This window comes from Luteimonas salinilitoris (assembly GCF_041300785.1).
GTDB classification, from domain to species: Bacteria; Pseudomonadota; Gammaproteobacteria; order Xanthomonadales; family Xanthomonadaceae; genus Luteimonas; species Luteimonas salinilitoris.
Window position 1 is genome coordinate 73,146 of sequence record NZ_JBFWIB010000008.1, and the last position, 12,341, is coordinate 85,486.

Sequence of the window (12,341 nt, forward strand, 5' to 3'; positions counted from 1 at the left end):
TCGTCGACGCGGCGCGGGAACTCGAGCGATCCGTCGCCCTGCGGTCGGCAGCGCTGAGCCCTCCATTTTTCCATTTTCTGACACCATTTTTCGTCGGATTCCTGGTCTCGAAGACCAGCCCTTGCAGGCTTGATCGGCGGCAATGGACAGGTGGCACGCGGCCGGGCTCGTTCGCGACATCAACGCCTGGTCTGGCGAACGACGGTCGATCCCGGCATTGTGGATCGTTCACTAGACGATCCTTTCGACGTTCTGGATGAGGGAAGCCTGCTGGCCCTCGATGCGACGCTGTGCGGGAAGGGCACGGGGCGATCGAGAAGGCAATGCCATGGCATCCCTGAAATCTGCCGGGTCCGGCAGATCGAACGAAGAGGAGAGACGCATGAACATCGTGATACGCAAGCTGTCGGTGAAGAATCCGGGCGTGTTCGTCAAGGCCGCGTCCCTGGTGGTTCCGCTGGAGGATCGCGAGTACCTGGTGGACGATTCGATGTCCGAGTCCGGCCTGGAGGACTATGTGTTCATCGCGCAGCTGTGCTCGGTGATGTCGGTCTTCTGGCTGCTCGGCGAAGTCGGCGTGGAGTACGCGAGGCTGTCGCTGAACAAGCAGCGCGAGATCGCCGAGGTCGTCATCCGCAACGCCACGCCCGCCGATCAGTTCGAGTGGGCCAGGGAGAAGCTCGGATACCGGCTATGCAACAGTTTCGGCGAGGTCAGCAATGCCAATCCGAACGCAGACTTCGCGTTCTATACGGCCCGCCACGTTTGCGCAGGCAGGATTCTGGGGCCTGACCGGGTGGAGATCTACGACCCGGAGACCGCCGAAGCCGAGGAGTACTCCCTCGACGACGCCCGCATTCTCTATTTCAACCACTCCAGCAGCTATCTGTACGAGTGGAACGGCTAGGACGGGCGTTTTTGCCGCCGGTGCTGTCGACTATGCGATCGAGCGCGCCGCTGGCCACGGATGCTCCAGTCACATCGGGATCGCGGCCGGGCAGTGAGCAGGGGCGCGCCATTCCCGTGCGAATCCAATGACCATCAACGAGAAGGAGGGCGCAATGAGTGCTAAAACAGGTTACTTCTGGCTGGCCTACGACCTGAACCAGACGCACAGGGTCGTCACCAGCGAGGAGGTCTTCAGCAAGAAGCATGTCCACGGAATACAGCCTTCCGAGAAGCAGATCCGCGGGAAGCTGCCGGAACTGCGGGACAACGTCAGGGCGAAATGCGAGGAGTTGGGCATCGCCTATCCCGGTGATGCAGTCGTCGACGTTGAAGGGGAAGTTTGCACCCGGAGCGCCCGCTGAACTGGTGCAGGTATCAGTGAAGCGTGCGATGAGCAGAACAGGGTCGCCATTTCGCCGTCCGGGTCAACAGGCGCACAGAAGCTTCTCCCGCTCCCGGGTTGGAGTGACACCTTTCTTACCTTCTGACACCTTTTCTTACCTTTCTTGCCGGACCGCTATCCGTTCGGCGCGCAGTGCATCGAGCAGGAAATGCACGGCCCTGTCGCCCTCTCCGCGCGCGACCAGCTGACGGGCGGTGGCGCCGCCGAGCGCGGCGATGGGAAAAGGTGTCAGGGACAATCTTCGACCTCGTGCTGAGGATCTATCCGCCGGCCGGTTCCAAGCATGGATGGAGGCGCCTGTAAGCAAGTTTACTTGGCCGGCCGGCCAGGGCGTCCCCGGCCGAGGCAAATTGTCCCTGACACCTTTCTTGAGGCCGCTATCGGCGACGCGTACTATTTCGAGCACGACTGACCTGCGAGCTCCTTCACCTGCGGCTGGGACAGTGCGCCCTCGAACTCGCAGACGAGGACCGGGCGAAGGACGAACTCATGCGTGCCTACATGGGCGGCGGCGCGGAGATTTTCGAAGAGGGCGATCCGAAGTGCCTGCAATTCCTCAGACGGCACGCCATCCTCGATTGATGCATACACCCTACCTTGTTCGATCCATGAGACCGCCATGGCCGCCCGCTTCCACCGCCTGTTCGAGATCGAAACCGACAAGTTCCCCGGCGTTGCGCCGCGCCCCGACGCGATCAACGAGATGATCGGCGGCGACGAACTGGCGGCGTGGCTGCACGACCGCCTGATCGCGCAAGGCTACGCCTGCCGCGACATCTACACCGAGGACCACGGCTGGGACTTCGAGGTGACACGGGACCGGCGCCGCTATCGCGTGGTCTGCTCCTGCGATTTCGAGAAGGAAGGCGTACCGGCGAGATGGCATTTCGTGCAGGTTGCGCAGATCAAGGGCGAGCCGGTGGAGCCGGACCCGCTGCTGGCGGAGGTGCGCGTCATCCTCGTCGCCGGCGACGACATCCAGATCGTCGCCGACGAGGCGAAATAGCCGTCTGCCTCAGCTGCAAACCGAAATCCCGCTTATACAGAATTCTGCGCACCCTAGAGCCGAGGAGGAGCAGGTAGATTTACCTGACGCCATTTTCCCGGCCCACGCCCACCGACCGCCGCCTGCGCCACCACAGCCACACCCCGGTGATGCACAGCAGCGCGGTGGCCAGCCCGGCGACGAACACCGTGATCCGCCCGGCCAGCCCGAAGGCCTTGCCGGAGTGCAGGGCGTATTGCCAGACGAAGAACAGGTCGCCGGCGCTGGTGCCGCGGTCGTGGCGCTGGCCCAGCGGGCGGCCGTCGTCCATCGCCACGTAGGTCCACAGCCGGCCCTGGTCGTCGACATCGCGGGGGTCGAAGGTGCGGACGGCATAGGCGCCTGCGCGCGGCAGGATGCGCAGGCTGTCCACGCGCGCCGCGGGCATCCGCTCCCGCACCAGGGCGATGGCCCGGTCGGCGTCGATCGTGCGCGTGGCGTCGGCGACTTCGGGCAGGGAGAAGTCCAGGCGCTCGGAGACGGGCGACACCAGGCGCACCGCGTCGCGGCTGGCCTCGGGCCAGGCCAGGGTGACACCGGTCAGGGACAGCACGAACGTGGGGACCAGCAACCACATGCCCGGCGCGCGATGCCGGTCCAGGCGACGGCGGCCGCTGCCCGGCCGGCCGGACAGGCGGAACGCATCCCGCCATGCGGCCATGCGCGGCACGGACAGCAGCGCGGCGGCCACGTGGTCCAGCAGCCAGAGCAATGACACCAGGCCGAACAGCCAGGTCGCCACCGGGCCCAGCATCAGGTCGACGTGCAGGCCATAGACCACGTCCATCAGGTGGCGGCGATCCAGCGCAAGGCGCCCCTGCTCGCGCCAGCCCAGCACGCGGCCGTCGGCCGGGTGGGCGAACAGTTGAACGCCGTGACCGTCCGGATCTTGGCGCCCCAGCATCCACAGCGTCCGCCCCGGCGTGTTGGGCAGGTCGATCATCCAGGGCCGGAAACCGGGCAGCGCCCGTTGCGCCTGCTCGATGGCGCGCTCCACCGGGATCGGCTGCGCCCCGCCGGGCACGGCCTCGCCGGTCGTGCGCAGGTCGGGGTTGAGCCAGGTGTCGAGCTCGTCGTAGAACGTGATGGCGCTGCCGGTCAGCGCCAGCAGCAGCAACCACAGCGATGCACCCAGGCCGAACCACCGGTGCCAGGCGAGCAGGGCCTGGCGCCAGCGCGTGCGCCGGCGGCGTTGCGGCGGCGCGTGCAAGGCGCTGCTCAGAACCGCAGCGAGGCGCCGAGGCGGATGTTGCGGCCCGGCTCGTTGAGGCCGACCACGTTGCCGTAGTCGGGGATGGCGGTGTAGTCGCCGACGCTGGCATGCGCGCGGTAGGTGCGGTCGAACAGGTTGTAGACGCCGGCGAACACCTCGAAGCGGCCGGTCCGCAGGGGCTGCCAGCGGGCGAACAGGTCCACCACGGTGTAGCCCGGCTTGTCGATGAAGCGGGTCTCGGGCACGAAGCCGAGTTCGACGTCGCGGAACAGCACCTCGATGTCGTCCAGGTCCTCGACGTGGCTCACGCCCAGCTGCATGCTGAAGCGCACGCTCGGGTCCCAGCCGAGGGTGAGCTGCCAGCTGTCGCCCATGGAGTTGCCCAGCGCGATGTGCTCGTAGCCCTCGATGCGGCGGTCGTTCAAGCGCGAGTCGTAGCGGTTGTAGTACGCATCGGCCGAGAACGCGCCACGCACGTAGCCGGCGCGCAGCTCAACGCCGTCCGAGCGGAACGTGCCGACGTTCTCGTAGTACACGGCGCCCTGCGGGGGCGGCCCGGCGTAGAGCTGGTCGAGCATCACGTCGTCGATGGTCATCCGGTAGTAGACGGCCGAGGCGCTGACGCCGTCGCGTGCGTAAGACAGGCCGATCTCGGCGTTGTCCACCTTTTCCGGCCGCAGGGTGGGCGAGAGCGTCAGGCGGCCGGGGCGTTGTTCGAGGGTGAACGCATCGCCGATCTCCTTCCCGCGGAACGCCTCGGCGTAGCCGGCGTTGAGGGTCAGGCCGGGCGCGAGCCGGTAGCTGCCGCCGGCGTTGAGGCTGACGCCGTCGCTGTCGGTGCCATCGCCGTAGGTCACCAGGTCCAGGTCGTAGTGGTCGTAGCGGGCGCCGAAGCTCAGCAGCAGGGGATCGGCGACCTGCCACTGGTCCTGGATGTACAGGCCGTAGAGCGTGCCCTGTTCCTCGAAGTAGCCGACGGCCGGGTCCCACGCCCACGGCTGCCAGGTGGCCGGGTCCGCCATGAACTGGCTGGACACGGTGTCGTCGCGGTGTTCGACGCCGACGACGAGGGCATGGTTGCCACCGGTCCAGCGGCCGCGCAGGTCGAAGCCGAAGGTGTCGATGTCGGCGCCGTAGCGGCCCCAGCGATCGGAACGGTCCTGGATGAAGGAGGAGGTCGTCCAGTAGCCGGTCGTCTCGAGGTCCAGCGAATCGCTGGCCAGGAAACCGTAGTTCAGCACGGCGGTGCGCCGCTCGCCCTCCACCGGGAACAGCGGCTCGCCCTCCAGGACCGGCCAGTTGGGGCGGGCGCCGAAGCGGCCTTCCTCGCGCCGGGCCTCGTAGCTGCCGGTGAAACGGTGGCCGCCGCCAAGGTCGCCGCCGATCTTCAGGAAGCCCAGGCGCTGGTCGGCGCCGGTGCCGCGCAGGGCGGTGCCGTCGCCATCTTCGTAGTCGTCGCGGTCGACCTTCACGAAAGAACCGAGGATGCCGACGTCGCCGGTGAGGCGGCCGAACGCGGTCGTGCTGACCTTGTGCCCATCGTTGCTGAACCAGCCGGCCTTGAACAGCGCGCCGGCGTCGCGGCCGGGCTGCAGCAGGTCCACCGCGTCGCGGGTGCGGAACCGGATGGCGCCACCGATGGCGCCGAAGCCCGAGGTGGCTTCGCCCGGGCCGGCCTGGACCGCCACGGTCTCGAGCAGCTCCGGCTCGATCGCGACCCGGCCGATGTGGTGGAACAGGGTGCCGCGCTGCGGGGCGCCGTCCACGGTGACATTGAGCAGCGAGTCCTCCAGGCCGCGGACGTAGATCTTCTGCGCCAGGCCGACGCCGCCGCCCACCGTCACCGATGGAATGGCCCGGAACAGGTCCGCCAGGTCGTTGGCCTGGGTGCGCTCGATCTGCTCGCGGTCGAGCACTTCGTCGGTCATCGCGCCAACGACGACGACCCGGTCGAGCTCGACGGGGGACAGGGCACCGTCAGGGTCGCCTTGGGCCACCGCCACGGCCGGCATGGCCATCAGGATGCCGGCAGCCACGCGGGTGAGGGGCAGGTTCGAGGTCGCCTGGCGGCGGGAAGCGCTACGTGCGTTCAATGTCGGAGCCCCGGATGCAAGGGCTCGAATTCTGGATGAGAATGAGAATGATTGTCAAAAGATGCCGCCCGTTCTTCGTCCGCCGCTTCGCCGGCATGTGTCGGTCTATCCTCATCCCGACCCGCCGTGCCCACTGGATGGCGTCACCAAAAACAGATGCGCCGCGCGCCAGGCCCGCCACTACGCATGGCTTGATCATCGCCTGCAGGTGATGCCGGCGGATTGAAACGGGCCAACTTCGATCCCGTCATCAGCCCTCGGCTTCGCCTCACAAAAATGCGGTCAGACGCCGCAGCACCAGGTCCGGAGCTTCAAGCTGAGGCAGGTGGCCAATACCAGGGAGCGTTTCGAACGATGCTTGCGGGATAAGCGCATGGAGTGCTTTGCCTCGCTCCAGCGGAATCCATGGATCGCCCTCGCCCCAGATTATCTTTACCGGACAGCGTGTGTCGCCAAACATTGGCTCGACTTCGGCGGTATATCTTTCATTGGCTTGCGCAAACTGCCGATAAAAGCTCCCTAGTCCTTCCTCCGATAGCCATGGCTCGACAAGATTCTTGAAATCCACTGAATCGATGTCGTTGACGATCGCCCCCTTGATGTAAGCCTCCACGACTGCTTTGTGGATATGCGGCGGCAAACCCAAAAACGCTTCCACATGGCGACCGACATGATCAAAGAACTCCGATCCCCACGGGCGCATCGCAACAACATTCATCAGGACGTATCGATGGAAGTTGCAGCCGTGCAGCAGATGCGCGCGTAAAGTCGTTGCTCCGCCCATGTCATGGGCAACGACGGTCGGCTGCTCCAGGCTCCAATGCGCGAGCATCTCGGCGAAGACCAGTCCTTGTACATCGAGCGACGTGCGATACTCCGCGCTCTTTTCAGACTGCCCGTATCCGGGCATGTCGTACCAATGGACGCGATACCGCCTTGCGAGCTCCGGAATGAGCCGATGCCATGAGAACGAGGACCACGGCCATCCGTGGGCCAGCACGAGTGCAGGACCGCTACCGAGTCGACCCGTTGCAACCGTCCCCGCAGATGTTCGCACGGTCTCGTCAAGTTTCCACGACATGCAATACGCTCCGTCTGGCTCTTCGGACAGCGCCGTCCATACAAGTTTGGTCCGCAACCTTATTAGTCGGAGACCGCTTCCGCAAATCTGCGGGAAATGGTGTCGGGGACAATTGCAGATCGAGGAACGTCCAGCAGTTGGCTTCTGGGGGCGTCAGCGGGAGGCTGTAGTAACGTGGCAGCCCGACCCAGGGGAGCTTTGCAGAATGGCCACCTTCGTACTGATCCATGGCGCCGGCGACGTCGGCTGGTCCTGGCATCTGGTGGAGGCCGAACTGCGTGCCCGCGGGCATGACGTGGTCGCCCCCGATCTACCTTGCGAGGACGAGACCAAGGGCCTGGAAGAGACCGCCGACATGGTGGTCCGGGAGATCGGCGGCCGCCGGGACCTGGTGGTCGTCGGCCATTCGTTCGGCGGTTTCATCGCGCCGCTGATCGCCGACCGGCGACCGGTCGAGGTGCTGGTCTACCTGGCGGGGATGATCCCGGCTCCCGGCGAGCGGCCCGCGGACTGGTGGGACAACACCGGCTACGCCGAGGCGGCCAAGAAGCAAGCGGCCAGGGACGGCGGGCTGACCGGCAACGACGACCCGTTCATCAGCTTCTACAACGGCGTTCCACGCGAGCTGGCCGAGGAGGCGCTGAGCCGGGAACGTGGCCAGTCGAACGCCTCCTACCACAAGCCGTGGCCGCTGCGGGCGCACCCGGACGTGCCGACGAAGATCATCCTGTGCAAGGACGACCACTTGTTCCCCGCCGCCTTCTTCCGCCGGCTCGGGCCCGAGCGGCTGGGGGTCGTCCCGGACGAGGTCCCCGGCTGCCACTGCGTCGCGCTTAGCCACCCCAGGGAGCTGGCCGATCAGCTGGAGAGCTATCTCGGCAAATGAAACCGTAGGCGTCCGAAAATGGTCTGGGATCCTTGCGCCCATGGACGGCTTTCAAAAGGAGTCGGGTTCAACGCCTTCGTGCGGTTCGTGCGACCTATTCTTCGAAGCGACTCGTGGCGTCACGATCGCGGTCGTATCGCCTCGTGAGCGGAAACGGCGGCAACCAGGACTCGCGACGGATGGTCCAGAGTTCGTAGGTGGGCATCAGTTGGTCGGGGGCGTCCAGGGATCCCAGGTTCACTTCGATTTCGTCCGCGCTGCGGCCGAAAACGGACGAGCCGCAGCGGGGACAGAAAAACCGCCCGGCGTAGTCGCGTGTTTCGCCCTCGATCGTCACCACATCCTGGGGGAACACCGCGGAAGCGTGAAACAGGGCCCCATGATGCTTGCGGCAGTCGAGGCAGTGACAAAGGCCGACCCGGTATGGGAGCCCAGACGCCACGATGCGCACGTTGCCGCACAGGCAGCCGCCCGTGAATCGGTCCATGCTGCGTCTTCTCCAGCATCAAGCAGGCCGAACGTTTACAACGAACAGCGCGGTCATTGCAATTGTTGGCTGCGGGCGGGGCCGCGTGCCGCCGTAAACGGTGTCAGCACAGTAAAAGGTGTCAGGGACAATTATCGACGCTCTCCATCACCAGCTCTTGCCAGCGCCCGCAATCGGGCAGGGTCTAGCCCGCTGCCGTGGCTTGCCGATTGTTGGGTGCAGGGTCGGTTGCTAGTCTAGTCCGGGCACCCCGAATCGGCAGGCGGCAACATGGACAGGCGACAATTCATCGGAAGCGCTGCGCTGGCGGCCGCGTTGATGCCGCTCGCCGGCGGGCGCGGTGCGATGGCGGCCCCGCGCGGGCGATTGCTGCCGGTGGCCCTTAACAAGGGCGACACCGTCGCACTGGTCAGTCCGTCATCGGCCGTGCATGACACGTTCGACCTGCAGCTTGCCCAGGAGGTCATGGAGGCGCTGGGCTTCGAGGTCAGGACCGGGGCGCATTACGCGGCGAGGCGAGGGCACCTCGCGGGCACCGACGCCGAGCGCGCCGGCGACATCAATGCGATGTTCGCCGACAAGGCGGTCAAGGCCATCATCTGCACGCGCGGAGGCTCCGGCGCCGCGCGCCTGTTGCCGCTGCTCGATTACGACGTCATCCGCGCCAACCCCAAGGTGCTGCTCGGTTATTCCGACGTCACCGCCCTGCACAGCGCGATCCACGCGAAGACCGGCCTGGTCACCTTCCATGGACCCATCGGTGCGGGCAGCTGGAACCGCTTCAATGTCGACCAGTTCCGGCGCGTGTTCTTCGACCGCGAGCTGATGGAGTACCGGAACGTGGTCGATGCCGGAGACGAACTGGTGCCGCGCAAGAACCGCACCATCACCATCACCGGCGGAAAGGCCCGCGGCGAACTGGTGGGCGGCAATCTGACCGTGTTGACGGCCGTGGCCGGCTCGCCGTACCTGCCCGACTTCACCGGCAAGATCCTGTTCCTGGAGGACGTGTCGGAGGCGCCGTACCGCGTCGACCGCATGTTCAGCACGTTGAAGCTGATGGGCGCGCTGGACAGGATCGCCGGCTTCGTCTTCGGCGAGTGCACCGATTGCGACCCCGGCGAAGGGTATGGCTCGCTGACGCTGGAGCAGATCCTCGACGACCACATCAAGCCGTTGAACATCCCCGCCTACCGCGGCGCGATGATCGGGCACATCCGGCAGCAGTTCATCGTGCCCGTGGGCGGCAGGGTGGAAATGGATGCCGATGCCGGGAGCTTCCGCTTGCTGGAGCCGGTGTTCCAGGGCTGATCCGCCAAAAGGCGAGGGCAGAGCAGGCCGGCCCGGGACGCGACGGAGCCGAACATTCCTATGCTAATGTCCGCGCGGGGGTCGGCCCAGGGGGAGACATGTCGAATTTGCTCGATCTGATGAGGAAGCTCAGCAGCGATGCCGCGCTGGCTGCGGAGTACGAAAAGGACCCGGAGGCGGTGACGCGGCGTGTCGGGCTGTCGGACGATGAGCGCAAGGCGATGCTGGGCAAGGACTACGCGGCGATCAAGCGGCTCACCGGGCTGACGGACGGAAAGTTCGCCACCAACCACATCATCAAGGCTTACGAAGAATAGCCTTCGCCCCTGCCGTCAGGCGCCAGTCCATGTACAGGCTGATCCAGATCGCGTTGTTGTCGCTCGCTTTTGCCAGCGCGCCGGTGCTCGCCACCGACGCGCTGGAGGCGCAGGTCCAGGAGATCGAGCGGCTGGCGGTGACCGCGCACTGGCGAGAATCGAACGCGAAGATCGAAGACTTGTCGTCGCGGCTGGATGCGCTCACGCCAGAGCAGCGCCACCGCGTCGCGTTCGTGCGCCTGCGTAACCTCGGACTCGCCGGCGACGAACGTGCCGCGCTGAAAGGCTTGGCCGATCTGCTGCAGCAGGATATGCCCACGGCGCTGCGTATTCGCGTCTATGTCACTGCCATCAGCATCGCGGCCAACGTCGAGGACTGGCCGCTGGCATTCACCTGGCTCGGCGAGGGGCTGTCGTACCTGCCCGAGGCCCCCGCCGAATCGGCCAAGCTGCTCGGTGTCGCCAGCTACCTGCACACGCTCGTCGGCGAGACCGGGAAGGCGCGGGAACTGGCACTGCGGGCGCTCGACCTGGTGGAGTCCGGAAACGACCCCAGGGCGCTGTGCCTGGCCTTGGGCGACGTGGCGCTGGCCGAAGACCACGCGCGCAACTTCCGCGAGGCGGAAGCCTGGCGACATCGCCAGATCGACGCGTGCACGCGCGCCGGCGACCTCGTCTTCGTTGCCAACGGCAAGTACGGCGTCGGCAAGATGGCGGCCAGCCAGCGCCGCCATGCCGAGGCGCTGGAGTGGGCCCGCCAGGCGCTCGCGGAGTTCGAGGCCGCGGGCTTCGCCGCCGGCGCATGGAGCGCGAGGCTCGTCGTTGCCGAAAGCCTGATCGAGTCGAACCGCGGGCTCGACGAGGCGCACGCGCTGCTGACCGATACGCTGCAGTACTACCGTGCGCAGGAATCCGACCTGGCCGTTGCCGAGACCGAGCGCCTGCTCGCCCGGCTGGCGGAACGGCGCGGCGACCTCGCCGCGGCGCTCGCCCACTTCAAGGAGGCCATGTCGGCCTCGGAAGCGGGCGGGCGCGTCGCGCACGAGCGTCGCCTGGCCTACCTGCAGGTCGAGTTCGACACCCGGCTGAAGGAACAGCAGATCGCCCTGCTCGAGGCCGAAAACGAACTGGCCGCGCTGCAGGCCACCGCGACGCAGCGCCGGCAACTGCTGCTCGGCGTGGGCATGCTCGGGTTGCTGGTCACCGCCCTCCTGCTGTCGGGGCTGCTGCGCCACTCGTTCCGCGAGCGCCGCCGCTACCGCTGGCAGTCCGAGCACGACAGCCTGACCCGCCTGTACAACTACCAGCAGGTGCGCAAGCTCGGCGAAGCGGCGTTCGCGCGCGCGCGCGATACCGGGCCGTTCACCGCGATCGTCGCCGACATCGACCTGTTCAAGCAGGTCAACGACCGCCATGGCCACGCCGCCGGCGACGAGGCGCTGCGTTCGCTCGGCACCTGGATCAGCGAAGCCGTCGACGGGCGCGGCATCGCCGGGCGCAGCGGCGGCGACGAGTTCACGATGCTGCTCGAGACCGACGCGGCCGAAGCCGAGGCGCTGCTGCAGCGCCTGCGCGGTCGGATCGAGCCGATCACCGTGTTCGGGCGCACCTTCAGCTTCAACATCAGCTCCGGCGTATGCCAGGCCGACGGTCACACCGCCACGCTGGAACAGCTGATCCACGAGGCCGACCAGGCCTTGTACCGCGCCAAGCACGAAGGCCGCGACCGAGTGGTCTGCGCGAACGACCATGCCGCCGTTGCGCCCGAGCCGGCCGCGGGCCTGGTGGTGGTCGGCAGCGGCATCGAGTTCGGCCGCCACGTCAGCGAGCGCGCCCTGTCGGAAATCCGCGAGGCCCAGGTGGTGTTCTGCCTGGCCGATCCGTTCGCGCTGGCGATGATCAGCAGCTTCCGCCCCGATGCGGTCAACCTCGGCGTCCATTACGCCGTCGGCAAGGACCGGCGCCAGACCTACCGCGAGATCGACGCGGCGATCATGGCCGAGGTGCGTGCCGGCAAGCGGGTGTGCGCGGTGTTCTACGGCCACCCGGGCGTGTTCGCCGACGTGCCGCACCGGGTGGTGCGCAAGGCGCGGGAAGAAGGCATCCAGGCGCGCATGGAACCGGGGATTTCCGCCGAGGCCTGCCTGTACGCCGACCTCGGCATCGACCCGGGACAGCACGGCGTGCAGTCGATGGAGACGACCCATTTTCTGGTACACGATCGCCGCCCGGATACCGCCGGCCTGGTGCTGCTGTGGCAGGTGGCCCTCGCGGGGGACCTGTCGTGTACTCGGTTCCATGCCGAGCATGAAGGGCTGCAGGCCCTGGTCGACAAGCTGCTGCGCTGGTACCCGCCGGAACACGAGGTGATCCTCTACGAGGCGGCAAGGCTTCCGATCGAAACCCCGCGTGCCGAGCGGCTGCCCCTGCGCGACCTGCCGACGGCGCACTACGAGGAATACACAACGCTCGTCATCCCGCCGCTCGACAGCCCCACGGAGGAGCGGCTCGGGGGAAAAATGAGCGGCTCAACCTGACCTCATTTTCGGCGCGCATG

The 12,341-nt window shown here is 66.7% G+C and carries 11 protein-coding genes; 7 read left to right on the plus strand and 4 right to left on the minus strand.

Features of this window, described 5'->3' with window-relative positions:
* The first annotated feature begins 382 nt into the window (after positions 1-382).
* The 3 genes from AB5T46_RS13065 to AB5T46_RS13075 all read left to right on the plus strand — a co-directional run bounded on the left by AB5T46_RS13065 (position 383) and on the right by AB5T46_RS13075 (position 2,357).
* On the plus strand, positions 383-907 hold the full coding sequence (locus AB5T46_RS13065; protein WP_370564423.1) for a hypothetical protein: 525 nt from the start codon (positions 383-385) through the stop codon (positions 905-907).
* A 127-nt stretch (positions 908-1,034) separates the two neighbouring features.
* Positions 1,035-1,310, plus strand: coding sequence for a hypothetical protein (locus tag AB5T46_RS13070; protein WP_370564424.1), 276 nt, complete (start codon positions 1,035-1,037; stop codon positions 1,308-1,310).
* A gap of 660 nt (positions 1,311-1,970) precedes the next feature.
* On the plus strand, positions 1,971-2,357 hold the full coding sequence (locus AB5T46_RS13075; RefSeq protein ID WP_370564426.1) for a hypothetical protein: 387 nt from the start codon (positions 1,971-1,973) through the stop codon (positions 2,355-2,357).
* Between the two features lie 79 nt (positions 2,358-2,436).
* Here the strand turns inward: AB5T46_RS13075 and AB5T46_RS13080 are convergent, their stop codons facing one another.
* The 3 genes from AB5T46_RS13080 to AB5T46_RS13090 form a co-directional block, all read right to left on the minus strand.
* A complete protein-coding gene (locus tag AB5T46_RS13080; protein WP_370564427.1) occupies positions 2,437-3,606 on the minus strand; it encodes a PepSY-associated TM helix domain-containing protein in 1,170 nt (389 codons plus the stop codon).
* Positions 3,607-3,614: 8 nt separating this feature from the next.
* Complete coding sequence (locus AB5T46_RS13085) at positions 3,615-5,702, minus strand: TonB-dependent receptor (protein ID WP_370564428.1); 2,088 nt, start codon at positions 5,700-5,702, stop codon at positions 3,615-3,617.
* Between the two features lie 268 nt (positions 5,703-5,970).
* On the minus strand, positions 5,971-6,783 hold the full coding sequence (locus tag AB5T46_RS13090) for an alpha/beta fold hydrolase (protein ID WP_370564429.1): 813 nt from the start codon (positions 6,781-6,783) through the stop codon (positions 5,971-5,973).
* Between the two features lie 205 nt (positions 6,784-6,988).
* Between AB5T46_RS13090 and AB5T46_RS13095 the strand changes: the two genes are divergently transcribed.
* Complete coding sequence (locus tag AB5T46_RS13095; RefSeq protein WP_370564430.1) at positions 6,989-7,669, plus strand: alpha/beta fold hydrolase; 681 nt, start codon at positions 6,989-6,991, stop codon at positions 7,667-7,669.
* A 94-nt stretch (positions 7,670-7,763) separates the two neighbouring features.
* Here the strand turns inward: AB5T46_RS13095 and AB5T46_RS13100 are convergent, their stop codons facing one another.
* The gene (locus tag AB5T46_RS13100) at positions 7,764-8,156 is read right to left on the minus strand and encodes a GFA family protein (RefSeq protein WP_370564431.1); all 393 of its coding nucleotides are present in this window, start codon (positions 8,154-8,156) and stop codon (positions 7,764-7,766) included.
* A gap of 270 nt (positions 8,157-8,426) precedes the next feature.
* Here AB5T46_RS13100 and AB5T46_RS13105 point away from each other — a divergent pair, with 270 nt between their 5' ends.
* From AB5T46_RS13105 to AB5T46_RS13115, 3 genes are all read left to right on the plus strand, one after another.
* A complete protein-coding gene (locus AB5T46_RS13105; RefSeq protein WP_370564432.1) occupies positions 8,427-9,467 on the plus strand; it encodes a S66 peptidase family protein in 1,041 nt (346 codons plus the stop codon).
* Between the two features lie 98 nt (positions 9,468-9,565).
* On the plus strand, positions 9,566-9,784 hold the full coding sequence (locus AB5T46_RS13110) for a hypothetical protein (RefSeq protein ID WP_370564433.1): 219 nt from the start codon (positions 9,566-9,568) through the stop codon (positions 9,782-9,784).
* A gap of 29 nt (positions 9,785-9,813) precedes the next feature.
* On the plus strand, positions 9,814-12,321 hold the full coding sequence (locus AB5T46_RS13115; protein ID WP_370564434.1) for a diguanylate cyclase: 2,508 nt from the start codon (positions 9,814-9,816) through the stop codon (positions 12,319-12,321).
* The last annotated feature ends 20 nt before the right edge of the window (positions 12,322-12,341 follow it).

What these genes read in the sequence shown, in the direction of transcription:
- AB5T46_RS13065 (WP_370564423.1), top strand. Translation starts at nt 383, where the DNA reads ATGAACATCGTGATACGCAAGCTGTCGGTGAAGAATCCGGGCGTGTTC.
- AB5T46_RS13070 (WP_370564424.1), top strand. Translation starts at nt 1,035, where the DNA reads ATGACCATCAACGAGAAGGAGGGCGCAATGAGTGCTAAAACAGGTTAC.
- AB5T46_RS13075 (WP_370564426.1), top strand. Translation starts at nt 1,971, where the DNA reads ATGGCCGCCCGCTTCCACCGCCTGTTCGAGATCGAAACCGACAAGTTC.
- AB5T46_RS13090 (WP_370564429.1), bottom strand. Translation starts at nt 6,783, where the DNA reads ATGTCGTGGAAACTTGACGAGACCGTGCGAACATCTGCGGGGACGGTT.
- AB5T46_RS13095 (WP_370564430.1), top strand. Translation starts at nt 6,989, where the DNA reads ATGGCCACCTTCGTACTGATCCATGGCGCCGGCGACGTCGGCTGGTCC.
- AB5T46_RS13100 (WP_370564431.1), bottom strand. Translation starts at nt 8,156, where the DNA reads ATGGACCGATTCACGGGCGGCTGCCTGTGCGGCAACGTGCGCATCGTG.
- AB5T46_RS13105 (WP_370564432.1), top strand. Translation starts at nt 8,427, where the DNA reads ATGGACAGGCGACAATTCATCGGAAGCGCTGCGCTGGCGGCCGCGTTG.
- AB5T46_RS13110 (WP_370564433.1), top strand. Translation starts at nt 9,566, where the DNA reads ATGTCGAATTTGCTCGATCTGATGAGGAAGCTCAGCAGCGATGCCGCG.
- AB5T46_RS13115 (WP_370564434.1), top strand. Translation starts at nt 9,814, where the DNA reads ATGTACAGGCTGATCCAGATCGCGTTGTTGTCGCTCGCTTTTGCCAGC.